The following is a 25,960-nucleotide window of genomic DNA, read 5'->3' on the forward strand; positions in this document are numbered from 1 at the left end:
GGGCAGCCCCGTCGGGGCACCGGCGTCAGATAGCCAGATACTCTGCCCGAAGCTCTGCGTTGTCGAGAACCTCCTTCGCGGTGCCGTCAAACACAACCGTTCCGGTATCAAGGATAACCGCCCGGTCAGCAAGCATCAGCGCCCGAACGGCATTCTGTTCGACGATCACAGTCGTGATACCCTGTTGCTTAATGATGTTAAGCGTTTTCTCGATCTCGTCCACGATAACAGGCGCAAGACCTTCATAGGGCTCGTCCAGCAGCAACACCTTGATGTCCCGGGCCAAGGCGCGGGCGATGGCCAGCATCTGCTGTTCGCCTCCCGACAGCGTCACGCCTTCCTGCTTGCGGCGTTCGCCAAGACGCGGGAACAGGTCGTACAGCCGGTCGATCGACCAGCCCACCGGCGGCGCGATCTGCGCCAGCTGCAGGTTTTCCTCGACCGTCAGGCCGGGGATGATGCGCCGGTCCTCGGGCACAAGCTGCAGCCCGCACGACGCCGCCTGATAGCTGGACATCTTGTGCAACGGCTGGTGGTCCAGCCAAATCTCGCCGTGGGTCACCTGCGGATCGTCCAGCCGCGCCAGCGCCCGCAGGGTCGAGGTCTTGCCAGCCCCGTTGCGGCCCAGCAGGGCAAGGATCTCGCCCTCGTGGATGTTAAAGCTGACGCCCTGCACGATGTAGCTTTCGCCGTAATAGGCGTGCAGGTCATAGGCCGAGAAGAACGCGGGCGCAGTCGCGGCCTTGTTGGAATGGGACGAGAAATCCTTCGGTTCCCGCGTCGACAGCTGATCTTCGGTCAGGGTCATCAGTGGCTCTCCCCGAGGTAGGCTTCGCGGACCTTCGGATGGCCCTTGATGTTTTCCGGCGTGTCCTCGACCAGCGGCGTGCCCTGGGCCAGAACGGTGATCCGGTCTGCAAGCGAGAAGACCACGTGCATGTCGTGCTCGATGATCGCCATCGTGATGTCGCGCTTCTCGTGGATCTCTTTCAGCAGGTCGATCGTGTTGTTGGTGTCGGCCCGCGCCATGCCGGCGGTGGGTTCGTCCAACAGCAGAAGCCTAGGACGCTGGACAAGGCACATCGCCATTTCCAGCCGCCGCTTGTCGCCGCGCGACAGGGACGAGGCCAGCATGTGCCGTTTTTCCAGCATGTTGACGTCCGCAAGGATCGTTTCCGCCGTGTCGTTCAGCTCTGACTCGTTGGCCACCGTTTCGAAGGCGTGCATCCGGAATGCCCCGTCGCGCTTGGCGAAGCAGGGGATCAGGACGTTCTCCATCACCGTGAGATCGGCGAAGATCTCGGGGGTCTGGAACACCCGGCTGATGCCCATCTGGTTGATCTCGTGCGGCTTGCGGCCCAGCACCGACTGACCGTCGAACATGACCGATCCGGTATCGGGGATCAGGCGTCCGACAAGGCAGTTCAGCAGTGTCGACTTGCCGGCCCCGTTTGGCCCGATGATCGCGTGGACGCTCTGGTCCTTGACCGAGAGGTTCACGTCACCCAGTGCCTGCAGGCCGCCGAAGCGTTTGCCGACACCTTTGACTTCGAGGATTCCCATTGCTCCGTTCTCCTCTTACTCGGCCACGTGCGGGGCGGGTTTCGGGTGATGCTCGGGGTCGTTCCCCGAGCCTTTCTTACGGCTGCGCATCCACCGTGCGATCCGCTGGCCACCCTCGACAAGACCGCCGGGCAGGAAGATCACGACCAGCATGAACAGCAGGCCAAGGGTCAGGTGCCAGGACTTGCCGACGAAGAAGTGCGACACCCAGATCAGCGCGTCTTCCATGCCATCGGGCATCCAGCCGAACCACTGGTGCAGCATGTTGTCGTTGATCTTCGAGAAGATGTTCTCGAAGTACTTGATGAAGCCCGCGCCCAGCACCGGACCCAGAAGGGTGCCCGCGCCGCCGAGGATCGTCATCAGCACCACCTCGCCCGAGGCGGTCCACTGCATCCGCTCGGCACCGGCCAGCGGGTCCATCGAGGCCATCAGGCCACCGGCCAGACCGGCGTACATCCCCGAGATCACGAAGGCCGCCAGCGTGTAGGGCCGGGTGTTCAGGCCGGTATAGTTCATCCGGGTCTGGTTCGACTTGATCGCGCGCAGCATCAGGCCAAAGGGCGACCGGAAGATCCGCAGCGACAGGTAGAAGGCAAGGATCGCGACGACGGCGCAGAAGTAGTAGCCGATGTTGAAGGTGAACAGCCATCCGCCCACGTCGACCTGCACGCTGTCGCGCATCACCAGCCCGAACAGGTGCGGCGAGTTCGGCGCGCCCTCGCCCATCAGGATCTGCGGGTCGTTGCTATAGACCTGCAGGCCGGTCTCGCCGTTGGTCAGCGGGGTCAGCACCGAGTAGGCAAGGTTGAACGACATCTGCGCGAAGGCCAGCGTCAGGATCGAGAAGTAGATGCCCGTGCGCCGCAGCGAGACGTAGCCGATCGCCAGTGCGAAGATCCCCGAGGTGATCACGGCAAGCGCCAGTCCCGGCAGGATGTTGTAGCCCAGCAGCTTGTACATCCAGACCACCGAGTACGATCCGACACCAAGGAAGGCGGCGTGGCCGAAGGACAGGTAGCCGGTCAGACCGAACAGGATGTTGAAGCCGATGGCGAAGATGCCGAAGATCGCGAACCGCTGCATCAGGTCCGGGTATCCCGCGTTGAAGGTGGCCAGCGCCGAGCCTTCCGGGAAGGGTTGCAGGAAGATCGGGGTCAGCAGCGTCAGCGCGACGACGATCAGCAGGAACGAAGTGTCTTTTTTGGAAAGGCCGAACATTGGTCTTTACTCCTCCATCACGCCGCGCCGACCCATCAGGCCACGCGGCCGGGTCAGCAGGATGACGATGGCAATCAGGTAGATGATGATCTGGTCGATGCCGGGGATGATGTCCTTGATCCAGTTCATCGAAGCGAAGGCCTCGAGAATGCCCAGCATGAAGCCCGCCAGCACGGCGCCCGGAAGGCTGCCCATGCCGCCGACGACCACCACGACGAAGCTGAGGACAAGAAAGTCCATCCCCATGTGGTAGTTCGGAGAGTTGATCGGCGTGTACATCACGCCCGCCAGACCGGCGACGGCGGCTGCGATGCCGAACATGATGGTGAACTTGCGGTCGATGTTGATGCCCAGCAGGCCCACCGTCTCGCGGTCCGCCATGCCGGCGCGAACGACCATGCCGAAGGTGGTGAACTGCAGGAACCCGAAGACACCGGCGATCAGGATCAGCGCGAAGACAAAGTAGATCATCCGCCAGTAGGGATAGATGATCGCATTGGCCTGGAAGCCGATCAGCTGGCCGAAATCGAACGACCCGCGGAACACGTCGGGCGCGGGGGTCGGGATCGGGTTGGCGCCGAAGAAATACTTGATCAGTTCCTGCAACACGATGGCAAGGCCGAAGGTCACAAGGATCTGGTCCGCGTGCGGGCGCTTGTAGAAGTGCTTGATCAGCCCGCGCTCCAGCGCGTAGCCGATCATCAGCATAACCGGGATCGCGAACAGGATCGACAGCGGCACCGACCAGTCAATGATCGACTGCCCCATCTCGGGCCCGAACCACGATTCGACATACGGCACGTCGACCTTCAGCGGGTTGCCGAGAAAGTCGGTCTGGGTTTCGTCGATCACGGTATAGCTCAGCGACAGGATACGCTGCAGCGTGACGGCGCAGAACGCGCCAAGCATGAAGATTGCCCCGTGGGCGAAGTTGACGACACCGAGCGTGCCGAAGATCAGCGTGAGCCCGAGCGCGATCAGCGCGTAGGCCGAGCCCTTGTCGAGCCCGTTCAGCACCTGAAGAATGACTGCGTCCATTGTCCCGACCCATTTTCTGGAAAGGATGCGCACGCCGACAGAAGCCGCGGCGGCGACTTGCATGGCAGGGCGGGGGTTTCCCCGCCCTGCGGCACTGTTGAGGTTTCAGGCGGTTACGCGCCCGGGTTGCACGACCCGAGGCTGCCACCCGAGAACATCGGGTGATCCGGCGCGTAGGTGACCTGATCGACCGGCGTGACCTCGACGACCTCGAGAAGGTCGAATTCCGAGGTGGGGTTCTCTTTCCCCTGCACGACCAGAACGTCTTTGAAGCACTGGTGGTCTTCGGCGCGATACAGCGTCGGGCCGTTGCCCATGCCGTCGAATTCGAACCCTTCCAGCGCCGCGGCGACGTCGCAGGGGTTGAACGACCCGGCACGGGTCACGGCGTCGGCGTACAGCAGCGTCTGCACATAGCAGGTGTGCGCCGCCTGAGACGGCGGGAAGCCGTACTTGGTGCCGAAGGACTGTACGAAAGCCTTCGAACCCTCGTCCTGCAGCGACCAGTGCCAGTTGGTCGAGCCAAGGATGCCCTTGACGTTCTCGCCGGCGCCACGGGCCATCAGGCGCGAGTACAGCGGCACGACGATCTCGAAGTTCTTGCCGTTCACCTGCTTTTCACGCAGGCCGAACTGCACGGCGTTGGTCAGCGAGTTGACCATGTTGCCGCCGTAGTGGTTCAGAACCAGCACGTCGGCGCCCGAGTTCAGGACCGGCGCGATATAGGACGAGAAGTCGGTCGCGGCGAGCGGGGTCTTCACGGCGTTGACCGTTTCCCAGCCCAGCGCCTCGGTCGAGGCTTTGATCGACTCTTCCTGGGTCCAGCCCCAGGTGTAGTCGGCGGTCAAGTGATAGGCCTTCCGGTCGGCGCCATAGCGCGCGGCCAGCACCGGCGCCAGAGCGGCACCCGACATGTAGGCGTTGAAGAAGTGGCGGAAGCCGTTGGCCTTCTTGTCCTTGCCGGTGGTGTCGTTCGAGTGGGTCAGACCCGCCATGAAGATCACGCCGGCTTCTTGGCACAGGCCCTGCACGGCAACGGCAACGCCCGAGGACGAGCCGCCGGTGATCATGATGGCACCGTCTTTTTCGATCATCGACTTCGCCGAGGCGCGCGCGGCGTCCGACTTGGTCTGCGTGTCGCCGGTGACATAGGCGACCTTGCGGCCCAGGATGCCGGTGCCGTCCAGTGCCTTCGACGAGAAAGTGTTCAGCAGTCCGCCGTCGCCGCCACCGTTCAGGTGCTCGACAGCAAGTTCGTAGGCGCGCAGTTCGTCGGCACCCTCGTCAGCGTAGGGCCCGGTCTGCGGCACGTTGAAGCCGAGCACGACCTCGCTGGAGCCGGGCTCGTTCGTGAACGCGCCTGCGCCGGAGGTAAAGATCGTCGGGACCGCAAGGCCCGCGCCGGTTACGGCGCCGGTCTTGAGCAGCCCGCGGCGAGTCAGAGTCGTTCTGGTCATGAAGTTCCTCCCGTTACGTCATTTGGCGCCGGACCGTTTCCTCCCTGATCCGGCAAGTCCCTTTTACAGGATGCTCAAATTTATGAGCGGATGCCGAAAACTTCGCAACAAGCACCTTTACTTAAAGGAAAAAGCTGTAAAGAATTACACAATGCGAACGCGGCATTTGTAAATTTTTTATCTGCGCGCCGCGGAAAGCCTGCAAGATCAGGGGGATGCGGGATGCCGGCCGGAACACTTACAGGCAGTCGGATTCGGGAACGACGCGTCGCGATGGGCCTAAAGCAGTCAATGCTTGCGCAAACAGTTGGAATATCTGCGGCGTACTTGAATCTTATCGAGCATAACAAACGCAGAATCGCGGGGAAGTTGCTGGCCGACATCGCCCGCACGCTGGGCGTCGATCCCGCGGCGCTGGCCGAGGGCGCGGGTGCCGCGTTGGTGGGGCAGATGCGCGACGCCGCCGCGGCCTTCCCCGAAGCCGCCGCCGAAGAAACGCGGGCCGAGGAATTCGCAGGCCGCTTTCCCGGCTGGGCGCGGCTTGTCACGCTGCAACGGCGGCGCATCCGGCATCTGGAACGCGTGGCCGAAAGCCTGACCGACCGGCTGGGCCACGACCCCCACCTTGCCGCCTCGCTGCACGAACTGCTGTCTACCGTGACCGCGATCAACGCCACGTCGTCCATCCTTGTCGAACCCGGCGAGATCGAGTCCGAGTGGCGCGACCGTTTCCACCGCAACATCCACGAAGACAGCGAACGGCTGGCCGACACCAGCCGCGCGCTGGTGTCCTATCTGGAAGCATCGGCAGAAGCCGCGCAGCCGACCGGCACCCCGCAGGAAGAGTTGGAAGCGTGGCTTGCGGCGCAGGACTATCATCTTGCGGCGCTTGAGGGCGACGCCCCCGCCGACCCGCAGGACGTGGTTGCCGAGACGCCGGACCTGACAAGCGCCGCAGGCCGGTCGCTGGCCGTGGGCTGGGCCCGGCGCTATCGCGAGGATGCAACCGCCCTTCCCCTGCCCGCCTTTGCCGACGCGGCGCGCGAAACCGGCGGCGACCCCGCCGCGCTGGCCGCGCGGTTCGGTGTCGGCATGGGCGTGGTGCTGCGCCGTCTTGCAGCGATGCCCGAGGATGTCATCGGCGTCCCGACGGGGCTTGTGATCTGTGACGGCTCGGGCACGCTGACCGCCCGCAAACCGATCAACGGCTTTCCCCTACCCCGCTTCGGCGCGGCCTGCCCGCTGTGGCCGCTGTACCAAGCCCTCAGCCGTCCGCTGTCGCCGGTCCGCAGCGTGGTCGAGACCGCGGGCCGCGACGCAGAGAGGTTCGTGGCCTATGCGGTGGCGGACCCCGTGGGCCCGGCCCGGTTCGACGCGCCGCCGGTGTTCGAATCCGTCATGCTGATCCTGCCCCACCCGCGATCCGGCGACACCGCCGCGCTGAAGGTCGGAACCAGTTGCCGGATCTGCCCGCAGGCCGACTGCCCGGCGCGGCGCGAACCCTCGATCCTTGCGGAAGCAGCCTGAGCCTTGCGCCGGGCGGGACGGTGAATTGCATCTCAAATAGTTTGAGATTCCATCTATCTGGGGCATATCCCGCCGATGACTGGAACACAGACAGATATGACGGCGCTTCGAACGCGCTTCGGATTTCGTTTCGTGACGCTTGCGCGCGTATGGCGCCGCGCTGTCGATCTTGAGCTGGTTGCGTCCGGGCTGACCGACGCGACATGGACCCCGCTGATCCACCTCAGCGAATCCGGCGACGCGATCACGCAAAAGGAACTGGCGCGGCGCGTGGGCATCGACGGCTCGACGCTGGTGCGCCTTGTCGACCTGCTGTCCGAGGCCGGGCTGGTCGAACGCAAACCCGATCCCGCCGACCGCCGCGCGAAACGCGTCGTCCTGACGGAAGCGGGCCATGCCGAGGTTGGCCGCATCCGCGCACGGATCGCGGAGGCCGAGGAACAGTTCCTTGCCGACCTCGACGAGGACACCATCGCCACCATGACCCGCGCCTTCGCGCTGATCGAACAGCGGGTCGAAGGTGTGCTGGCGGATCACGGCGACGGGAAGCGCGCATCATGACACTTGCGGGACTTGGCTTCGATCCGGCGCGCCTGCGCTTTGGACTGCGCACGGCGCTGGCGGCCTGCCTTGCCGTATTGATCGCGTGGCTGGCGGGGCTGGAGCATCCGCAGTGGGCCGGCATGTCGGTCTGGGCCGCGTCGCAACCGCTGCGGGGGCAACTGATCGAAAAGGCGTTCTTCCGCTTTACGGGCACCATCGTCGGTTCGGCCGTCGGTGTCGTTCTGGTGCTGGCGTCGGGCGTTCATCCGTGGCTGCTGGTGGCCGGCTTGGCGCTGTGGGTCACCCTGTGCACGTGGGCCGGGAACATTCTGCGGGGCTTCGTGGCCTACGGCACAGTGCTGGCCGGGTACACGGCGGCAATGGTGTCGCTGCTGGACAGCGGTCATGGCGGCGTGCTGGCGCTTGGGCTGGACCGCATGGCGACGGTCCTGACCGGGGTCGCCACGGCCACCGTCATCGGGCTGCTGTTTGCGGGCGCCACCAACGGCGGCGGGCTGCAACACCGGCTGCGGGTGGTGCTGGCGGACCTGCTGGACCACATCGCCGACGCGAAGGGCAATCTGGGAACCGATGGCGCGCTGCTGTCCCGCTTCGCTGCGCTGGACGAGGAACTGGAAGCGCATGCCGCAGGCTCGCTTCGGTCGCGTCGCGCGGTCCGGGCGGTGCGGTCGATGCTGCTGGCGGCGATCTCGCTGGTGTTCTGGCGCCGCGACGGCGAACCGGTTGCCGAAACCAGCCTTGCCCTGAACCGTGCCGCCACCGCGCTGCGCGACGATGCCCCCGACCGGGCTGTCGCCGAACTGGATCGGGCGCGCGAGGCCCTGCCGGACGGCCACGACCTTGCCGCGGTGCTGGGCCGGTTGCGGGTGACGCTGGACCGCTGGTCGCGGGCGGAAGCCCCCGGCTATGACGCGGATCATCCGGTCGTCCTGCACCGCGACCGCACGGGCGCGACCGAGGCCGCCCAGCGCGCCGGTGGCACACTGCTGCTGTTCGGGGCGCTGTGGCTGATCACCGGATGGGAGGCGGGGAACTACCTTCTGCTCGGCCTGTCCGTCATGATCTCTTTGTTCTCGACCTTCGAGAACCCGGTGCTGCAAATGCGCAATGTCTGGCTGGGACAGGTCGCGGGCGTGCTGGGCGCGCTGGCGTGCCGCTGGCTGGTGTGGCCGATGGCCGGAAGCGAAGCCGAGATGCTGGCCCTGCTGGTGCCCTTCGTCCTATTGGGCCCGCTGCTGATGGCGCACCGCCGGTCGCAAGCGATGAGCTTCGACTACAACATGGTGCTGCTGCTGATGCTTCAGCCCCATTTCCCGCTGACCGGCAGCTTCGCCGGGTCGGTGTCCGCCGGGCTTGCGGTCGCCGCCGCCCCGCCTGCCGCGATGGCCGCGTATCGCTGGATCTACCCGGTGACCCGCAGACGGCGCACCGACGCGCTGCTGGCTGCCATGCTGAACGACGTCGCGGCGCTGGCCGGGCATCCCGAGGCGCTGGACGCGCCGCTGTTGTGGCGGGCGCGGCTGTACCACCGCACGCTGCGGCTGGTGCGGATGACCGACGGCGCCCCCCGCGCGCAGGCAGAGGCGATGGAAGCCGCGGGCGGGCTGTTCGACCTTGGCCGCGGGGTGATGGCTTGCCATGCGTTGCTGGCCGACGCATCGACCCCCGCCCCGGTGCGCCGCGCGGCACAGGCCGCCCTGTCCCGCACCCGCGCGTTGTCGGGACGCCCCGATCGCGCAGGCGGCGCCTTCGAACGGCTGGCCGGGCGTTTGGCCGGTTCCGACCGGCTTCGCATGACCCGCGCCGCGCAGGGCGCCCGGATCTGCTGACTCCACCCCTGCTGACGACGGCGCCGTTGACCGCACCCTGACCGCCCGTCCCGTTCCGCCTGTGCCCTTCCGGTGCCCTTGCGTCGGAATTCGGCGCCCCTTCCCCGCAACGGTTTTGACACCCCGCGCGCGTTCCCCGATAGTCTGCGGAACGCGCGGAGTATCCGGCACGGGCCAGGGGAGGGGTTCGGAGTATGGAAAAACGTGTTCTGCTTATCGAAGACGAGCCGAACATCATTCAGGCCATCAGCTTCATCCTGTCCCGCGACGGGTGGGCGGTGGACACCCATGCCGATGGAAGGACCGCGATGGACGAGATCGCTCGACGCGCGCCCGACTTGGTGATTCTTGACGTGATGCTGCCCAACCGCAGCGGCTTCGAGATCCTCGCCGATCTGCGGGCCGCGCCCGAAACAGCCGCATTGCCGGTTCTCATGCTGACGGCCCGTGGCCGCGCCAAGGACCGCGAGCAAGCCGAGCGCATGGGCGCCAGCCGTTTCATGACCAAGCCGTTCTCCAACGCCGAAGTGCTAGAGGCGGTGCGGGACCTCGTGCTGCAATAGGGCCCGCCGCATGACCCGCCGCCCCGTCTTTCTGGAACGTCGCAGCTATCGCCGCAGGCGGGTGATGGACGGCGCACGGCTGTTGCCGGTGATCGGCGCGTTCCTGTTGCTGATGCCGCTGGTCTGGGGGGTGACGCCCGGCCGTCTGCTGGGCACCGCCGGAAGCGGGATCTACCTGTTCGCGGTGTGGGCTGGCCTGATCGTCGTGGCGCTGGTCTTCTCGCGCATCCTGCTGCGCCCGGACGAGGAACGCCCGCCGAAGGATCGGGACGAATGATCGGCTTTAACCTGCTGGTCGTTGTGTGCCTGCTGTACGTGGTGCTGCTGTTCGTCGTCGCCTTTGCCGCCGAACGCCGGGCAGAGCTGGGCATGATCGGCTGGCTACGCTCGCCTTGGGTCTACACGCTGTCGCTGTCGATCTATTGCACTGCGTGGACCTTTTACGGCGCTGTGGGCTACGCGGTGAACTCGGGGCTGGAGTTCGTGACCATCTACCTTGGGCCGACGCTGGTGCTGGTCGGCTGGTGGTCGGTGCTGCGCAAGCTGGTGCGCATCGGGCGGTCGCAAAGGATCACCTCGGTCGCCGACCTCGTGTCCAGCCGCTATGGCAAGTCGAACCTGCTGGGCGTGTTCGTCACGCTGCTGGCGGTGATCGGAACCACGCCCTACATCGCGTTGCAGCTTCAGTCGGTCACGCTGTCCTTCTCGGTCTTCTCGGGCAACGGGTCGGGTGACGCGCCGACCTTCGAACAGCTGGACACCACCGCGCTGGCCGTTGCGGCGGGCCTGACCGTGTTCACCATCCTGTTCGGCACCCGCACGCTGGACGTCAACGAACGCCACCACGGCGTCGTCACCGCCATCGCGCTGGAAGCCGTCGTGAAGCTGTTCGCGCTGCTGGCGGTGGGGGTGTTCGTGGTCTGGGGCGTCGCCGACGGTCCGGCCGACATCGCGCAGCGCATCAGGACATCGGCGCTGGCGGAATGGTCTCCGGCGCCGGGACGCTGGGCCGGGCTCATCTTCCTGTCGGCAGCCGCCTTCCTGTGCCTGCCGCGAATGTTTCAGGTCATGGTGGTCGAGAACCCCGAGGAACGGCACCTTGCCGTCGCAAGCTGGGCCTTCCCGTTGTACCTGTTCCTGATGAGCCTGTTCGTGATCCCGATCGCGGTGGTGGGGCTTAGCGTCCTGCCGAACGGCAATCCCGACCTTTACGTTCTGACCGTACCGCTGTCGCAGGGCCGCGACGGGCTGGCGATGCTGTCGTTCCTTGGCGGCTTCTCCAGCGCCACCTCGATGGTGATCGTCGCCGCCATCGCGCTGTCGACGATGGTGTCGAACCACATCGTCATGCCGATCTGGCTGTCCGTCCGCCGCGATACCGCGACGGTGTCGGGGGACGTCCGCGACGTGGTGATCACCGCGCGCCGCATCTCGATCGCGGCGGTGCTTTTGCTGGGATACCTGTACTTTCACCTGTCGGGCGGCAGCACCGCGCTGGCGGCGATCGGCCTGATCTCGTTCGCGGGCGTGGCGCAGGTGCTGCCGGCGATGCTGGGCGGCCTGTTCTGGCGCGGCGCGTCCCGCAACGGCGCGGCGGTGGGGCTGGCGCTTGGGTTCACCACATGGGCCTACACGCTGTTCATCCCCAGCTTCGGCGAAAGCTTCGTCATGCCCGCGCGCCTGCTGGCCGAGGGTCCGTTCGGCCTTGGCTGGCTGCGGCCGCAGGCGCTGTTCGGCCTTGGCGGGCTGGACCCGGTGGTGCATTCCGTTTTCTGGTCGATGCTGCTGAACACCGGCGCGTTCGTCGTCGTGTCGCTGCTGAGCTTCCCGCGCCCGCTGGAACGGCTGCAGGGTGCGCAGTTCGTCAACGTCTACGAGCATTCAAGCAACGCGCGCGGCTGGTCTTCCAGTTCAGCCGAAGCCGAGGACCTGCTGATGATGTCGCAACGCATCCTTGGCCCGGACGAGGCGCAGGCGCTGTTCCGCGCCGAGGCCGCGCGGCAGGGCACCGGCGGCTACCTGCCCGACACCACGCCCGACTTCATCGAAACGCTGGAACGCCAGCTTGCCGGGTCGGTCGGCGCGGCGACGGCGCACGCGATGGTCGGTCAGATCACCGGCGGCATCGCCGTCTCGGTCGAGGACCTGATGGCGGTGGCGGACGAAACCGCGCAGATCATGGAACACACCACCCAGCTAGAGGCGCAGCGCGAAGAGCTGTCGCGCACCGCCCGGCAGCTGCGCGAGGCGAACGAGAAGCTGACCCAGCTGTCGATCCAGAAGGACGCGTTTCTCAGCCAGATCAGCCACGAGCTGCGCACGCCGATGACGTCGATCCGCGCGTTTTCCGAGATCCTTATGTCCGGCGGACCGATGGCGGCGGAAGAACAGGAACGCTTCGCCACCATCATCCACGACGAGACGATCCGCCTGACCCGGCTGCTGGACGACCTGCTGGACCTGAGCGTGCTGGAAAACGGACAGGTTTCGCTGAACTGGCAGGAGGCCGAGCTTGGGCAGGTGATCGACCGCGCCGTCGCCGCGACCTCGGCCCGCGAGGGTCCGGAACTGCGGATTCGCCGCGATCCGACGGCCGAGCGGCTAGAGGTCGTGACCGACAGCGACCGGTTGGCGCAGGTGTTCATCAACCTGATCGCCAACGCGCGGAAATACTGTGACGCAGACGCGCCGGACCTGCGCATCCGGGTGTCCCGCCACGACGGAGAGGTCCGGGTCGATTTCATCGACAACGGCAGCGGCATCCCCAAGGCAAGTCAGGCGGTGATCTTCGAGAAATTCTCGCGTCTTACCGATCAGGGCCGCGCGGGCGGCGCCGGGTTGGGGCTGGCGATCTGCCGCGAGATCATGGAACGGCTGGGCGGCTCGGTGTCCTATCTGCCCGGTCAGGGCGGCACCGCCTTCCGGGTCACCCTGCCCCGGCTGAAGGCCCGCGCCACCGCGTGACCACGTAAATCCTAACGCTTTGGTAACTTGGATCTGGCAAATCCGGGGGTGTCACGGCGTGAACACTCCCTTGCAGGCAGACGGAATGGCGGAAACTGCCGAAACACCTGTTCTAAGACGTATGCTGGGCGCAAGGCGCGCGGCGCTTGGGCTGTCCGAAATGACGCCAGCCAAGGCGATGCGGCTGTCGCTGGCCAAGACCGGCGACCGCACGCTGGGGGTGCCGATCGTCCTGAAGGACCTTGGCCGCAAGTCGCTGATGCCCGACGACCTTGCCGCCGCGTTGCCCGACCCGGCGCTGATCCTGCGGCTGGACGGCCCCGGTGGCGCGGTGGGGCTGGCGGTGATGTGCCCGCAGGCCGTCGCCGCCGCGATCGAGGCGCAGACGCTGGGCAAGGTCCTGCCCGGCGCCGCCCCCGACCGCAAGCCGACGGCAACCGACGCCCTGCTGATGCGCGACCTTGTCGAGATGACGCTTGAAAGCTTCGCGTCCCTCGCCGCCGATTGCACCGGACTGCCCGCGATGGAAGGATACGGCTTCGCGGGGCGGATGCCCGACGCCCGCGTGTCCGCGATGGCGCTGCAGGATGCCGCGCACCTGCACCTGATTGCCGAGCTTGATTTCTCGGGTGGCGTCAAGACGGGGCAGCTGCACTTCGTCCTGCCCAACCGCACCCGGGCCGCAATGCCCGGCACCGCCGAAGAGCCGGGTGACTGGCCCGACCTGATGGAAAAGGCGGTGATGGCCAGCCCCGTATCGCTGGAAGCACGGCTGTGTCGCCTGCGCCTGCCGCTGTCAGAGGTGTCGCGCCTGCACGTCGATCAGGTTCTTCCGTTGGAACAGGCCACGTTGGACGGGGTCGAACTGCGGGGGATGGACGGGCGCAAGCTGATGGGCGCGCGGCTTGGGCGATCCGGTGCGATGCGCGCCGTGCGCCTGCGGTCCGGCGATGCGCCCCCCCCGCAACCGGCGTTGTCTGCCGGCCTCGGGCCGATGTCGGCAGCCCCGGCGATGCCCGCAGCGACCGGCCCGGCCGCGCCCGGCCTTGCGCCCGCAGACCTCGCAGCACCCGATTTCGACGCCCCCGGCCCCCTCCCGCTCGACCCTGCCCCGCTCGACCCTGCGCCGCTTGACCCGGCATCATCCACGCCGGATTTCCCCGCACCGGAACCGATGGCACTGGACGACATCCCGGCGCTTGATCCGGTGCCGATGCCGGGCATCGACCTGCCGGATTAACATCGCCCGCTTAGAACGCTCGCCCCTGCGCCAGCCCCTGCGCGGTTACGTCAGCGGGCGAAAAACGCCTTGAAGGCACGGGTCGACAGGTAAACCGATGCCGGCAAATAGGTCAGCACGAAACGTCCGTTCCGCTTGACAGGGGCGAACGGCAGAAGCGCTTGGGCAGTTACGACAGTCATGTCTCAATCCTTTCTTTTAAACGGGCGCAGATGCCTGCGCGTCGGACCTTAGGTAAGTTCCGCCCATTATTTTGTCAATACTTTGTATATACATTTTCACTACCCGCCCGCCCCTTGCGCCTGCCCGCCTGCTCGCCCACACTCGCCCGGCTGGACAGAGGAGGATTAGATGAACGGCGCCGAAACCCTTGTGAAAACCCTGCTTTCGAGCGGCGTCGATACCGTCTTTGCCAACCCCGGCACGTCCGAGATGCACTTTGTCGCCGCGCTGGACAGCCACCCCGAAATGAACTGCGTACTGTGCCTGTTCGAGGGCGGCACGTCGGGCGCCGCCGACAGCTATTTCCGCATGAAGCGCGATGTCTCGGCGACCCTGCTGCACCTTGCGCCGGGGCTCGCCAACGGGTTCGCGAACCTGCACAACGCGCGCAAGGCCAATTCGGGCGTGCTGAACGTGGTCGGCGATCACGCAACCTATCACCTTGCCTACGAGTCGCCGCTGAAGGGCAACCTCGACGGCGTGGCGCAGTCGATCAGCCACTGGACCCGCCGGGCCGAGGACGCGGTGTCCGTCGCGGGCGACGGGGCCGCCGCCATCCGGGCTGCGCGCGCCAACAACGGCCAGATCTCGACGCTGATCCTGCCCGCCGACACCGCGTGGAACGAGGCCGAAGCAGCAACCGTGGCCACCGCGCCCGCAGACCTCGTGCGTCCTTGGCCCGCGGAAATCACCGCCGCCGCCGCCCGCCTGTCGGCGCCGGGGGCGGTGCTGATCGTCAGCGGCGACGCGCTGTTCGGCGAGGGGCTGGAACTGGCCGGCAAGATCGCCGCCAAGACCGGCGCGCGGCTGTTCTCGGACACGTCGCTGCCGCGGCTGCGGACCGGGGCAGGCGCGCCGGTGGTCACGCAACTGCCCTACCCCGTGCCGCCGAAGATCGCCGCGCTAGAGGGCACAAGCTCGATCACGCTGGTGGGCGTCGGGCGTCCGGTGACTTTCTTCGCCTATCCCGGCAAGCCCAGCCTGCCCGAACCGCCCGAGGCCGGCGTGTTCCCGTTGTGCCGCCCCGAGATGGATATCCTGTGGACCCTGCGTGCGCTGGTGGACGAACTGGACGCCGACAGTGTGGACCCCGACCGCTGCGCGGGCAGCCGACCCGATGCGCCGACTGGCGCCGTGACTGCCGACAAGGTTGGCGTGGCCTTGGCCGCCCTGCTGCCCGACAACGCGATCTTCCTGAACGAGGCGGTGTCCAACGGCCGCAACTATTCCCAGATGCTGCGCGAGGCCGCGCCGATCGACGTGCTGGGCAGCACCGGCGGGTCCATCGGGTGGTGCCTGCCGGGCGCCGTGGGTGCGGCGACGGCCTGCCCCGACCGCAAGGTGGTCGCGGTGACGGGCGACGGCTCTGGCATGTACACGGCTCAGTCGTTGTGGACGATGGCACGGCAGGGGCTGGACGTGACGGTCATCGTGCTGGCCAACCGGGGCTATCAGATCCTGCGCAACGAAATGGGCAACGTCGGCGTCACAAGCTACGGCGCGAACGCGCAGGCGATGCTGGACGTGGACGGCCCACAGCTGGACTGGGTCGCGCTGGCCAAGGGCCACGGCGTACCGGGCACCCGCGCCGAAGACATGGAGACCTTCGCCGCCGCCCTGCGGGCCGGGGTCGCAGCCGACGGACCGTCTCTGATCGAGCTGGTTATGGGCTGACATATCCGCTGAACCGATCCAAAAGTGACCTTAGGTAAGGAATACCGAACCTGACAGACCCGGCGGCCCTGTTAGGGTGGCACGTATCGGCCCCGCGCCTTTATTTGCCACCCATTTCAGGAAGCCATTCCGGTGCCTTTTCCCGTCCCTCCCCTTCTTGTCGAAGTCATCGGGCTGGTCGGATTCTTCGTCTACGTCATCAATTACATCCTGCTTAGCGTGCACCGGATCGACAGCCACGACTGGCGGCATTTCGCGTTGAACTTCCTTGCCGCGGCGCTGGTGCTGATCGGACTGTCGAACAGCTTCAATCTGGCCTCGGCCCTGACGCAGGTGTTCTGGATGGCGATCTCGGTGCTCGCCATGCACGCGCGGCTGCGCCCCCGCCACGGTGCCGCCCCGACCGAGACGGACACGGCGCTGATGGACGCCACCGCGATGCCGGTTGCGGTCCCGGTGCAGGACGAAGACCCAGAGCAGAAGCCCCTGATCCTGTACTGATCGCGCACCGGAAAAAGAAAACGCCCCCGCGGGGTCGCGGGGGCGCTTACGATGTTTCTTTCGCCGAAGCGGAGTGCGCTTAGTTCAGCGCCTCGTCGGTGATCGCGTGGGTCCACGCGCCTTCGCCGGGCTCTTCGGTGATCGCCGGATTGTCGGGCGACACGGCGGACAGCAGCGTCGCGACGGTCTGATCGAAATCGGCCGGATCAAGCGCACCGTTCGAACCGGCGGTCAGCTTGGCGACCTCGCCCATCATGTAGATCTGATGGTCAAGCGTCTGCGCGCCGGTTTCGTCGGAATCCACCACGATTTCGGCGGCTTCCTCGGGGTTCTCTTCGGCGTATTTCCAGCCCTTCATAGAGGCCCGCACAAAGCGCACCATCTTGTCCGCGAACTCGGGGTCTTCAAGGTTCTCTTCAAGAACGTACAGGCCGTCCTCCATCATCCCGACGCCTTCGTCGAGGTAGTTGAAGGTCACCAGTTCGTCTTCCGAGATGCCCGCGTCCAGCACCTGACCATACTCGTTGTAGGTCATAACCGAGATGCAGTCGGCCTGCTTGTTCAGCAGCGGGTCGACGTTGAACGCCTGCTTCAGCACCTCGACGCCGTCTTCGCTGCCGTCGGTGGGCACGCCCAGCTTGGCCATCCACGCGTAGAACGGATACTCGTTGCCGAAGAACCAGACGCCCAGCGTGCGGCCGGGGAAGTCCTCGGGGCTTTCGACACCGGATTCCTTCAGGCAAGTCAGCTGCAGGCCGCCCGACTTGAACGGCTGTGCGATGTTCACCAGCGGCAGACCCCGTTCACGCGCGGCCAGCGCGGCAGCCATCCATGTGGTGATGACGTCGGCACCGCCACCGGCGATGACCTGCTCGGGCGCGATGTCCGGGCCGCCCGGCTTGATCGTGACGTCCAGGTCTTCTTCTTCGTAGAAGCCTTTTTCCAGCGCGACGTAGTAGCCCGCGAACTGGGCCTGCGTGACCCACTTCAGCTGCAGCGTCACCTCGTCCGCCGCCTGCGCGGCGCCGGTCCCCAGGCCCAGCGCCAGTGCGCCGATCAGTAGTTTTTTCATCGTTACCTCCTTGTTGTCCTTCGCTGTTTTCTCAGCTTCGTTGTGACGGGTGCCAGAAGGTCACCCCCCGTTCGATAAGCGCCACCAGCCCGTAGAAGACCGAGCCCGCGATGGCTGCCACCGTGATTTCCGCCCAGACCATATCAAGGCCAAGCCGGCCTACCTCGGTCGAGATGCGGAACCCCATGCCGCGCGTGGGCGAGCCGAAGTATTCGGCCACGATTGCCCCGATAAGCGCCAGAGTTGTCGAGATTTTCAGCCCGTTGAAGATGAACGGCATCGCCGCCGGCAGTCGCAGTTTGAACAGCGATTGCCAGTACCCGGCCGAGTAGGTCTTCATCAGGTCGCGCTGCATCGCCGTGGTGTCGGCCAGCCCCTGCACGGTGTTCACCAGCATCGGGAAGAACACCATGACCACGACCACCGCCGCCTTGGACTGCCAGTCGAACCCGAACCACCCGACAAGGATCGGCGCGATGCCGACGATCGGAAGCGCGGCGACAAAATTGCCGATCGGCAGCAGCCCGCGTTGCAGGAACGGCACGCGATCGATGGCCAGTGCCGCCACGAAGGCCGCGCTGCAGCCGATCAGATAGCCGGACACGCCACCCTTCAACGCGGTCTGCAGGAAGTCGCCCCACAGCGTCGGGGTGGACCGCGCGAAGGTCGCCGCGATCACCGAGGGCGCCGGCAGGATGACCTGACTGACGTTCAGCCCCTTCACCAGAAGTTCCCACATCACCAGCAGCATGATGCCGAACACCACCGGCACGGCGATCCGCGCCGGCAAGGTATCGTGTCCGGGCGACCGCGAGATCTGCACCGCGACGAAGGTCCCCGCCGCCCAGACGACAAGGGCCAAGATCACAGAGTCCATGTGGCGGCCTCCGTTCCGTCGTATCCGGTCGGTCGCATCGGTCGTGTCATCGTGCGAACCCCATCCGTTTCATGGCCGCCGTCTGCATCAGCGACACCACCGTCACCAGCACCCCGGCCAGAACGGCGGCGGCGATCAGCGCCGACCAGATCATCATCGGGTTGCCGAACTGGTCGCCGATCAGAATTCGCGCGCCCAGACCCCGGACGGCCCCGGTCGGCAGTTCTCCGACGATGGTGCCGACCAGCGCCGCGGCGATGCCGACCTTGAGCGAGGTGAACAGGTACGGGACCGAAGACGGGAAACGCAGCCGCCAGAAGCTTTGCCAGCCGGTCGCGGACCACGTCTTCATAAGATCCAGTTGCATCGCGTCGGGCGACTTCAGCCCCTTCACCATGCCCACGAGGACCGGGAAATAGCACAGGTATGCGCTGATGATCGCCTTCGGCACCGCGCGGCCATCGACCCCGAGCGAGGCGAGCACGACGATGATCATCGGGGCCAGCGCCACGATGGGGATCGTCTGGCTGATGATCGCCCACGGCATCAGGCTCATCGACACCGGACGGCTATAGACGATGCCGACGGCCATCAGGATACCGGTCAGCGTGCCCAGCGCGAAGCCGGCGAGCGTCGAGGACAGGGTGATCCAGCCGTGGAACACGAGGCTGCGCTTGGACGTGACCTTGGTGTCGAACACGGTCTTGCGGAACTCTGCCCAGACCTGATGCGGCGCGGGCAGGCGCGGTCGGTCCTGGCTCATTGTGTCGGTGACGATCTCGGAGAACGTCAGCGGGCCGTCGGCGCGGTCCAGCGTCCATGCGCTGTTCATCCAGATCGCGGCGGCGTACCAGATGCCGACGATCACCAGCAGCACGGTAAGAACGGGCAGCACGTTACGCATCGCGGTTCTCCCTGCGGGCGCGAATCCGACGCTGGATCAGGCCGAAGATCTCGTTGGCCAGCAGCAAGGGCAGCAACAGAAGGCCGAGGCTGAGAAGATCCCAGCCACCGTCGGTTTCGGCGGTGCCGCCACGAAGAACCCACAGGATCAGCAGGACCAGCCACAGGACGGCGCCGATGATCAGAAGCCAGCGTCGCGCGGTCATCGGCCCCCCTCCGACGCCTTCGGCGCCACCTCCCCCCGCCGGGGGGAGGACCGTCGCTCTGCGAGCGACGGGTCGTGCACCACGCCCGCGATCCGCCTCTCCTCCCCATGCAAGGGGGAGGCCGGGAGGGGGTCAGCCAGACACGATCCCAAACGACCAAGCACCACGTCCGCGATCCGTCCCTCCTCCCCCTGCAAGGGGGAGGTCGGGAGGGGGGCCGAAGCCCCAAGCACGACAGCCTCATTCATCATAGGCATGCCCCGCCCGCAGCCCTTCGCGCACCCGATGCGCGATCTCAAGGAACTCCTTGCTGTCGCGGATATCCAACGGCCGATCCTTCGGCAGCGGGCTGTCGATCACGTCGGTGATCCGCCCCGGACGCGGGCTCATCACGACGATCTTGGTCGATAGGTACACCGCCTCGGGGATCGAGTGGGTGACGAACGCGATGGTCTTCTCGGTCCGGGCCCATAGCGACAGCAGCTGTTCGTTCAGGTGGTCGCGCACGATCTCGTCCAGCGCGCCGAACGGTTCGTCCATCAGCAGGATGTCCGCGTCGAACGCCAGCGCCCGCGCAATCGAGGCGCGCTGCTGCATCCCGCCGGACAACTGCCACGGGTACTTCTTCTCGAATCCCGAAAGCTCGACCAACTCCAGCACGCGCGCGACACGATCCGACAATTCCGCCTTCGGATAGCCCATGATCTCGAGCGGAAGGCGCACATTTCCCGCAATCGTCCGCCACGGGTACAGCCCCGCCGCCTGGAAGACATAGCCATAGGCCCGGCTGCGCCGCGCCTCGTCGGCGGTCATGCCGTTGACCGACAGCGTGCCGCCGGTCGGCGTTTCCAGCCCGGCGATGCAGCGCAGGAACGTCGTCTTGCCACAACCCGACGGGCCGATGAACGAGACGAAGTCGCCCTTCGCGATCTCTAGGTTCACATCGGCCAGCGCATGGACCGGGCCGTCGTTGGTCTGGAATGTCAGTTCCAGCTTCTTCGCTTCGATGACGCTCACGTCTCGTCTTCTTTCTTCTCAAGTCCCCAGCCGCGCACGACCCACACCACCGCGCCCGACACCGCGCCGCCGGCCAGCAGCACCGCAAGAAACGGCAGGCTGGTGAACACGCCGTCGATCATCGACACGCCCATCATCCCGCGCAGGACCACCAGCGTGACGATGGGCAGCGGCGCCATCGCGACAACGTAGGGACCAAGCGTCGTAAGGTTCCACTGGTTCAGGAAGAACACCACGACAGCCCCCAGCGCGATCGACAGCGCACCGACCGGCACCATCAGCTGGAACGGGACCCGGAGGATCTCGACGATCCCCGCGCCCGTCGGCAGCGCCGACACCAGCACGATGAACCACGTCCCGGCGACGTAGCCGGCGATCAGGCCGGCCAGCGTATGTACGGGCCATTTCAACATGCGGGTGCCAGCCCCGGTCCCGGACGGCCGGGCATCACACGCCGCTGGCGGGGATGCCCGTACGCTCGACCTTGCGGGGCGCGGTCAGCTCCTTCCACGTCGACAGCGCCTTATTCACCGGGTTCACCGGCTCGCGCTTGACGAACTTGCCGTGGCCCGGTTCGGCCTTCAGCTCGCCGTCCATCACGGCAACCTTGCCGCGGGTCAGGACGAAGCGCGGCAGGCCCTTCACCTCTTTGCCCTCGAACACGTTGTAGTCGATGGCGGACACCTGCGACGCGGCGGTGATCGTCTTCGACTTTTCCGGGTCCAGCACGACAAGGTCGGCGTCCGCGCCCACAAGGATCGCACCCTTCTGCGGATAGCAGTTCAGGATTTTCGCGATGTTGGTCGAGGTCACGGCCACGAACTCGTTCGGGGTGATCCGGCCCGTGGACACGCCATAGGTCCACAGCATCGGCAGCCGGTCTTCCAGCCCGCCGGTCCCGTTCGGGATCTTGGTGAAGTCGCCGACGCCATAGCGTTTCTGGTCCGTCGTGAAGGCGCAGTGGTCGGTGGCGACGCAGGACAGCGTGCCGCTGGCAAGGCCGGCCCACAGGCTGTCCTGATGCTGCTTGTTACGGAACGGAGGCGACATCACCCGGCGCGCGGCGTGGTCCCAGTCCTTGTCGAAATACTCGCTTTCATCCAGCGTCAGGTGCTGGATCAGCGGCTCGCCCCAGACGCGCTTGCCCTGCATCTTGGCCCGGCGGATCGCTTCGTGGCTTTCCTCGCAGCTGACATGCACGACATACAGCGGCACACCCGCCATGTCGGCGATCATGATCGCGCGGTTGGTCGCCTCGCCCTCGACCGCCGGGGGGCGGGAATAGGCGTGCGCCTCGGGGCCGTTGTTGCCTTCGGCCAGCAGCTTGGCCTGAAGGTCTGCCACCACGTCGCCGTTCTCGGCATGGACCAGCGGCAGTGCGCCCAGTTCGGCGCAACGCTGGAACGAGGCGAACATCTCGTCGTCGTTCACCATCAGCGCGCCCTTGTAGGCCATGAAGTGCTTGAAGGTGGTGATCCCGTGGTCCTTCACCACGGTTTCCATGTCGTTGAAGACCTGCTCGCCCCACCACGTGATCGCCATGTGGAAGGAATAGTCGCAGGCGGCAAGGCCCGACTTGTTGTCCCACCGCTTGATCGCATCGACCAGCCCCTGCCCCGGATCGGGCAGGCAGAAGTCGACGGTCATCGTGGTGCCGCCCGCCAGCGCGGCCTGCGTGCCGCTTTCGAAATCGTCCGAGCTGTAGGTGCCCATGAACGGCATTTCCAGGTGGGTGTGCGGGTCGATCCCGCCCGGCATCACATAGCAGCCGGACGCGTCGAGGATCTCGTCGCCCGACAGGTCGGGGCCGATCTCGATGATCTTGCCGCCGTCGACCTTTACGTCCGCCTTATAGGTCAGGTCGGCCGTGACGACGGTGCCGTTCTTGATGACTGTGGTCATGTAGTGCTCCCTGTCTTCTGCCCGGTCCGTCCCCGCGCCGGTCTTCTGCCGGCAGCGTTCAGGGGATCAGGCGGGTCATGTCTTTCCAATTCGGATTGTTGTCGGGGATTGGCCGGACTTTCCAGCCCCGCCATCCCCGTTTCAGGCCGCGACCGTGTCGCAGCGCAGGTTGAAAGGTGTTGGACCGCCCCTTGCAGGCGCACGCTCGACCGATGTGCAAGCGGTGCACGGGCCGGGAAACCCGGCCTTGGCGTGGAACGCATATGCGTATCGACCGCGATCACGCAACCCCCGCGGTCCGGAACAGCGATGCCATCCGTGCGTATTCTTCTGGCACCCCGTCGACCATCGCGATGACCGTGCCGCCGACCGCGACATACCGCAGCGCCGGCGTCGCCGCCCCGGCCGAGGCAAGCTGTTCCGCCGCCGGCTTTGCGTCGGGGCCGTGCGAGGCCTCTGGCAGCACGTCCGCCATGCCCGGCAGGACCGCGCCCAGCATCAGGGCGCTTGCCATCTTCGCGCGCCGCGCGTCGGCTGCGGTGATCTGCACTTCTTCGAATTCCGGTTCGTCGCTCACTCGACAATCTCCGCCGTCTCGACAACCGCGTGGAACAGGACGTCCGCGCCCGCGCGGGCCCATTCCGGGCTGATCTCTTCAGCCTCGTTATGCGACAGCCCGTCCACGCAGGGGCACATCACCATCGCCGTGGGGGCGACGCGGTTGATCCAGCAGGCATCGTGCCCGGCGCCGGAAATGATGTTTCTGTGCGAGTATCCAAGGCGCTCTGCCGCATTCCGGATCGCCGAAACGCAGGTTTCGTCAAACGCGACCGGATCGAAGCCGCCGGATTTCTCGAACTCGATCTCCAGCTCCATCTCGTCGCAGATCTTCTGCGCCCCGGCCTTCATCCGGGCTTCCATGTCCTCGATCACCGACAGGTCGGGGGACCGGAAGTCGACCGTGAAGACCACCTTGCCGGGGATCACGTTGCGGCTGTTGGGGTAGACGTCGATGTGACCGGCGGCGCCGACCGCGTCGGGCTTGTGCGACCACGCGATCTCGTCGACCAGCTGCAGCACCCGCGCCATGCCAAGACCCGCGTTGCGCCGCATCGGCATCGGGGTCGAGCCGGTGTGCGACTCTTTCCCGGTGATCGTCACCTGCGTCCACGACAGCCCCTGCCCGTGCGTGACGACGCCGATGTCCTTGCCCTCGGCCTCCAGGATCGGGCCCTGTTCGATGTGCAGTTCGAAGAAGGCGTGCATCTTCCGCGCGCCGACCTCTTCTTCACCCTTCCAGCCGATCCGGTCCAATTCCGCGCCGAAGGTCTTGCCCTTGGCGTCCTCGCGCTCGTAGGCCCAGTCCTGTTCGTGGACACCGGCGAACACGCCCGACGCCAGCATCGCCGGCGCAAAACGGGTGCCTTCCTCGTTCGACCAGTTGGTGACCACGATCGGGTGCTTCGTCTTGATGTCGAGGTCGTTCAGCGTGCGCACGATCTCAAGCCCGCCCAGAACGCCAAGCACACCGTCGTATTTGCCGCCGGTGGGCTGGGTGTCGAGGTGGCTGCCGACATAGACCGGCAGCGCGTCCGAATCCGTGCCTTCGCGCCGGAAGAACATGTTACCCATCGTGTCGACGCCCATCGTCATGCCTGCGGCCTCGCACCATTTCTGGAAAAGCGCGCGTCCCTCGGCATCCTCGTCGGTCAGGGTCTGACGATTGTTACCGCCCGCAATACCCGGACCGATCTTCGCCATGTCCATCAGGCTGTCCCAAAGCCGTTCGCCGTTGATGCGAAGGTTCTCTCCCGGTGCCGCCATGATTGTGTCCTTACTTCAAGCCTGCTGACGTCTTGGCGCAAGACTGCGCCGATATTGTTCGTTTTGATCCATCACCGTTTGCAGCACACCGCCCCTGCGGATGCGCGGACGACACGGTTCGCAGACGTCAGTGCCGCGCCCCGCTTGCGGATCTGCCGAAGACCGTGCTTAACCAAATCGGCCTCCATCCGCTTAGACCCGCGCCGCGCGGCCGGGCCGGAACGGCGGGGCAACGAGTGTTTCGGCGGTGGGGTCAGGCGCCACGGCAAAGCTCCGGAACTGGCTGCAAAAGGTTTGACCAATTGGTCAGGAAGACGCTACCACGGCCCAATGGGACGTCAAGAACATTGCGGTGCGGCACCTTGCCGTCGCAAACCTGCCCGGAAAAAAGGATAAAAATGGACGGAAAAGCGCCCCGGACACGCATCCAAGAAAAGAACACCGCGGCGATCCTCGAGGCGGCGCTGGAAGTCTTCTCTCAGGCCGGGTTCCGTGGCGCGACGCTTGACCAGATCGCGAAAACCGCCGGGCTGTCCAAGCCGAACCTGCTTTACTATTTTCCGTCCAAGGAAGCCATTCACGTCACCCTGCTGTCCGGGATGCTGGACCTGTGGCTGGACCCGCTGCGCGCCATCGACGCAAGCGGCGATCCGGTCGGCACGATCCTTGGATACGTCCAAAGCAAGCTGCAGATGGCGCAGGAATTTCCCCGCGAAAGCAGGCTGTTCGCGAACGAGATCGTACAGGGCGCGCCCCGGGTGCTGGGCATCATCGAGGGCCCCCTGAAAGAGCTGGTCGACGAAAAGGCCGTGCTGATCCGCGGCTGGATCGACGCCGGGCGTCTGGCACCGGTCGACCCGCATCACCTGATCTTCTCGATCTGGGCGACCACCCAGCACTATGCCGATTTCGACGTGCAGGTGCAGGGCATCCTTGGGCCGTCCGAACAGCGGTTCGACGATGCGGCCACGTTCTTGGACCACCTGTACCGCAGCGCGCTTACACCTCGTTAACCGTCCTGTGAAATTCATCCTTGTCTTAACGATTTCCGGCAGCCGGACGTCGTATGCTGATCCCTGATCACAGTCCTATTGCAGGAGCATCAAGATGGGTGAATTTGCCCCGATTAACGCGCTGGGCGGGGGCTTCATTCCGATCCGCGCGCATCACGCGGTGAACGCCAACGCGCTCGCCCCCGTGGAATCCTCGTCGGGTGGACGCGGGGCGCAGGCGCGGATGGACGCCGACCCGCAGTCCGTCCGCCTTGCCGGTCGCGGTAGCGGCCGGGAACAGGCGGAAACCGAAAGCGGCCCGGCCTATCGCGAACGGCCCGAGATCGACGACTTTACGCTGATCGGCCCATCGCCCGCCTTTCAGGCCAACGTGCTGGAACTGGAACGCGACCTTCGCCGCGCCATCGAGCGGCTGGAAAGCGAACGCAGCCGCGCCGAGGCGGAAGCCGCGTTGAAGATCGAAAGGGCCGAAGCCCAGGTCGAAGCGGCCGAGGACGCCAAAGCCTCTGCCGAGATCGCGACGCCCGCGCCCGCGCCTGCCCCGGACGTTCCGAAAGCGGCCGAGCCGCAGGTCGCCGCACCGACAGAGGCCGAGACGCCGGAACCGCCCGAAACGACGGACGCCTGACGCCAAGCTGACCGCCTGCACCGTGCCCGGTCAGGGCCAATTAGGCCGGATCGCCCGCGCGCCGGATAGCGCGCCGATGCGCTGCACGCACCCGCAAGGACGAAGCCCGTTTTCACGACGGGCCCCAATTTCGACTGCTTTGAATTGACAATGGG

The 25,960-nt window shown here is 66.0% G+C and carries 26 protein-coding genes; 11 read left to right on the plus strand and 15 right to left on the minus strand.

Annotated elements, in window-relative coordinates; all coding sequences use genetic code 11:
- Positions 1 to 25: 25 nt before the first annotated feature.
- The 5 genes from P1K30_RS08880 to P1K30_RS08900 form a co-directional block, all read right to left on the minus strand.
- A complete protein-coding gene (locus tag P1K30_RS08880; RefSeq protein ID WP_275632364.1) occupies positions 26 to 808 on the minus strand; it encodes an ABC transporter ATP-binding protein in 783 nt (260 codons plus the stop codon).
- Positions 808 to 1,563, minus strand: coding sequence for an ABC transporter ATP-binding protein (locus tag P1K30_RS08885; protein WP_275632365.1), 756 nt, complete (start codon positions 1,561 to 1,563; stop codon positions 808 to 810). Before P1K30_RS08885 ends, P1K30_RS08880 begins: the two co-directional genes overlap by 1 nt.
- Before the next feature lie 15 nt (positions 1,564 to 1,578).
- The gene (locus P1K30_RS08890; RefSeq protein WP_275632366.1) at positions 1,579 to 2,784 is read right to left on the minus strand and encodes a branched-chain amino acid ABC transporter permease; all 1,206 of its coding nucleotides are present in this window, start codon (positions 2,782 to 2,784) and stop codon (positions 1,579 to 1,581) included.
- A gap of 6 nt (positions 2,785 to 2,790) precedes the next feature.
- Positions 2,791 to 3,822 carry a branched-chain amino acid ABC transporter permease gene (locus tag P1K30_RS08895; protein ID WP_275632367.1) on the minus strand — a complete coding sequence of 344 codons (1,032 nt, stop codon included), beginning with the start codon at positions 3,820 to 3,822 and terminating at the stop codon, positions 2,791 to 2,793.
- Between the two features lie 113 nt (positions 3,823 to 3,935).
- Entirely contained in the window at positions 3,936 to 5,279 is a 1,344-nt protein-coding gene (locus P1K30_RS08900) for a substrate-binding protein (protein WP_275632368.1), read from the minus strand.
- Between the two features lie 222 nt (positions 5,280 to 5,501).
- Between P1K30_RS08900 and P1K30_RS08905 the strand changes: the two genes are divergently transcribed.
- From P1K30_RS08905 to P1K30_RS08935, 7 genes are all read left to right on the plus strand, one after another.
- Positions 5,502 to 6,806, plus strand: a complete 1,305-nt coding sequence (locus tag P1K30_RS08905) for a helix-turn-helix domain-containing protein (protein ID WP_275632369.1) — start codon at positions 5,502 to 5,504, stop codon at positions 6,804 to 6,806.
- Between the two features lie 132 nt (positions 6,807 to 6,938).
- Complete coding sequence (locus tag P1K30_RS08910; RefSeq protein ID WP_275632370.1) at positions 6,939 to 7,367, plus strand: MarR family winged helix-turn-helix transcriptional regulator; 429 nt, start codon at positions 6,939 to 6,941, stop codon at positions 7,365 to 7,367.
- Positions 7,364 to 9,199 (plus strand): FUSC family protein, encoded by a 1,836-nt coding sequence (locus P1K30_RS08915; protein WP_275632371.1) that lies wholly within the window; start codon positions 7,364 to 7,366, stop codon positions 9,197 to 9,199. The genes P1K30_RS08910 and P1K30_RS08915 overlap by 4 nt, the downstream gene beginning before the upstream one ends.
- 194 nt (positions 9,200 to 9,393) lie before the next feature.
- Positions 9,394 to 9,762, plus strand: a complete 369-nt coding sequence (locus P1K30_RS08920; protein WP_275632372.1) for a response regulator transcription factor — start codon at positions 9,394 to 9,396, stop codon at positions 9,760 to 9,762.
- Between the two features lie 10 nt (positions 9,763 to 9,772).
- On the plus strand, positions 9,773 to 10,039 hold the full coding sequence (locus P1K30_RS08925) for a hypothetical protein (protein ID WP_275632373.1): 267 nt from the start codon (positions 9,773 to 9,775) through the stop codon (positions 10,037 to 10,039).
- Complete coding sequence (locus tag P1K30_RS08930) at positions 10,036 to 12,726, plus strand: ATP-binding protein (protein ID WP_275632374.1); 2,691 nt, start codon at positions 10,036 to 10,038, stop codon at positions 12,724 to 12,726. Before P1K30_RS08925 ends, P1K30_RS08930 begins: the two co-directional genes overlap by 4 nt.
- A gap of 121 nt (positions 12,727 to 12,847) precedes the next feature.
- Positions 12,848 to 13,966 (plus strand): FliM/FliN family flagellar motor switch protein, encoded by a 1,119-nt coding sequence (locus P1K30_RS08935; protein ID WP_275632375.1) that lies wholly within the window; start codon positions 12,848 to 12,850, stop codon positions 13,964 to 13,966.
- A gap of 50 nt (positions 13,967 to 14,016) precedes the next feature.
- Here the strand turns inward: P1K30_RS08935 and P1K30_RS08940 are convergent, their stop codons facing one another.
- Positions 14,017 to 14,148, minus strand: a complete 132-nt coding sequence (locus tag P1K30_RS08940) for a hypothetical protein (protein WP_275632376.1) — start codon at positions 14,146 to 14,148, stop codon at positions 14,017 to 14,019.
- A 169-nt stretch (positions 14,149 to 14,317) separates the two neighbouring features.
- Here P1K30_RS08940 and P1K30_RS08945 point away from each other — a divergent pair, with 169 nt between their 5' ends.
- The gene (locus P1K30_RS08945; RefSeq protein ID WP_275632377.1) at positions 14,318 to 15,862 is read left to right on the plus strand and encodes an acetolactate synthase large subunit; all 1,545 of its coding nucleotides are present in this window, start codon (positions 14,318 to 14,320) and stop codon (positions 15,860 to 15,862) included.
- A gap of 132 nt (positions 15,863 to 15,994) precedes the next feature.
- Entirely contained in the window at positions 15,995 to 16,363 is a 369-nt protein-coding gene (locus tag P1K30_RS08950) for a CBU_0592 family membrane protein (RefSeq protein WP_275632378.1), read from the plus strand.
- A gap of 79 nt (positions 16,364 to 16,442) precedes the next feature.
- Here P1K30_RS08950 and P1K30_RS08955 read toward each other — a convergent pair whose 3' ends face one another.
- From P1K30_RS08955 to P1K30_RS08995, 9 genes are all read right to left on the minus strand, one after another.
- Entirely contained in the window at positions 16,443 to 17,435 is a 993-nt protein-coding gene (locus P1K30_RS08955) for an ABC transporter substrate-binding protein (protein WP_275632379.1), read from the minus strand.
- 31 nt (positions 17,436 to 17,466) lie between these two features.
- Positions 17,467 to 18,312, minus strand: a complete 846-nt coding sequence (locus tag P1K30_RS08960) for an ABC transporter permease (RefSeq protein WP_275632380.1) — start codon at positions 18,310 to 18,312, stop codon at positions 17,467 to 17,469.
- A 46-nt stretch (positions 18,313 to 18,358) separates the two neighbouring features.
- Positions 18,359 to 19,216, minus strand: a complete 858-nt coding sequence (locus P1K30_RS08965) for an ABC transporter permease (protein ID WP_275632381.1) — start codon at positions 19,214 to 19,216, stop codon at positions 18,359 to 18,361.
- Positions 19,209 to 19,421, minus strand: a complete 213-nt coding sequence (locus P1K30_RS08970) for a hypothetical protein (protein WP_275632382.1) — start codon at positions 19,419 to 19,421, stop codon at positions 19,209 to 19,211. Before P1K30_RS08970 ends, P1K30_RS08965 begins: the two co-directional genes overlap by 8 nt.
- A 240-nt stretch (positions 19,422 to 19,661) precedes the next feature.
- Positions 19,662 to 20,438, minus strand: a complete 777-nt coding sequence (locus tag P1K30_RS08975) for an ABC transporter ATP-binding protein (RefSeq protein ID WP_275632383.1) — start codon at positions 20,436 to 20,438, stop codon at positions 19,662 to 19,664.
- The gene (locus P1K30_RS08980; protein WP_275632384.1) at positions 20,435 to 20,851 is read right to left on the minus strand and encodes a hypothetical protein; all 417 of its coding nucleotides are present in this window, start codon (positions 20,849 to 20,851) and stop codon (positions 20,435 to 20,437) included. The genes P1K30_RS08975 and P1K30_RS08980 overlap by 4 nt, the downstream gene beginning before the upstream one ends.
- 34 nt (positions 20,852 to 20,885) lie before the next feature.
- A complete protein-coding gene (hydA, locus tag P1K30_RS08985) occupies positions 20,886 to 22,340 on the minus strand; it encodes a dihydropyrimidinase (protein WP_275632385.1) in 1,455 nt (484 codons plus the stop codon).
- A 280-nt stretch (positions 22,341 to 22,620) separates the two neighbouring features.
- Positions 22,621 to 22,917, minus strand: a complete 297-nt coding sequence (locus P1K30_RS08990) for a hypothetical protein (protein ID WP_275632386.1) — start codon at positions 22,915 to 22,917, stop codon at positions 22,621 to 22,623.
- Entirely contained in the window at positions 22,914 to 24,164 is a 1,251-nt protein-coding gene (locus P1K30_RS08995) for a Zn-dependent hydrolase (protein ID WP_275632387.1), read from the minus strand. The genes P1K30_RS08990 and P1K30_RS08995 overlap by 4 nt, the downstream gene beginning before the upstream one ends.
- A gap of 398 nt (positions 24,165 to 24,562) precedes the next feature.
- Between P1K30_RS08995 and P1K30_RS09000 the strand changes: the two genes are divergently transcribed.
- Both P1K30_RS09000 and P1K30_RS09005 read left to right on the plus strand, forming a co-directional pair.
- Positions 24,563 to 25,177 (plus strand): TetR family transcriptional regulator C-terminal domain-containing protein, encoded by a 615-nt coding sequence (locus P1K30_RS09000; protein WP_275632388.1) that lies wholly within the window; start codon positions 24,563 to 24,565, stop codon positions 25,175 to 25,177.
- A 94-nt stretch (positions 25,178 to 25,271) separates the two neighbouring features.
- A complete protein-coding gene (locus tag P1K30_RS09005) occupies positions 25,272 to 25,805 on the plus strand; it encodes an SPFH domain-containing protein (protein WP_275632389.1) in 534 nt (177 codons plus the stop codon).
- The last annotated feature ends 155 nt before the right edge of the window (positions 25,806 to 25,960 follow it).

The sequence above is a fragment of the Psychromarinibacter halotolerans genome (assembly GCF_029168315.1).
Classification (GTDB): Bacteria; Pseudomonadota; Alphaproteobacteria; order Rhodobacterales; family Rhodobacteraceae; genus Psychromarinibacter; species Psychromarinibacter halotolerans.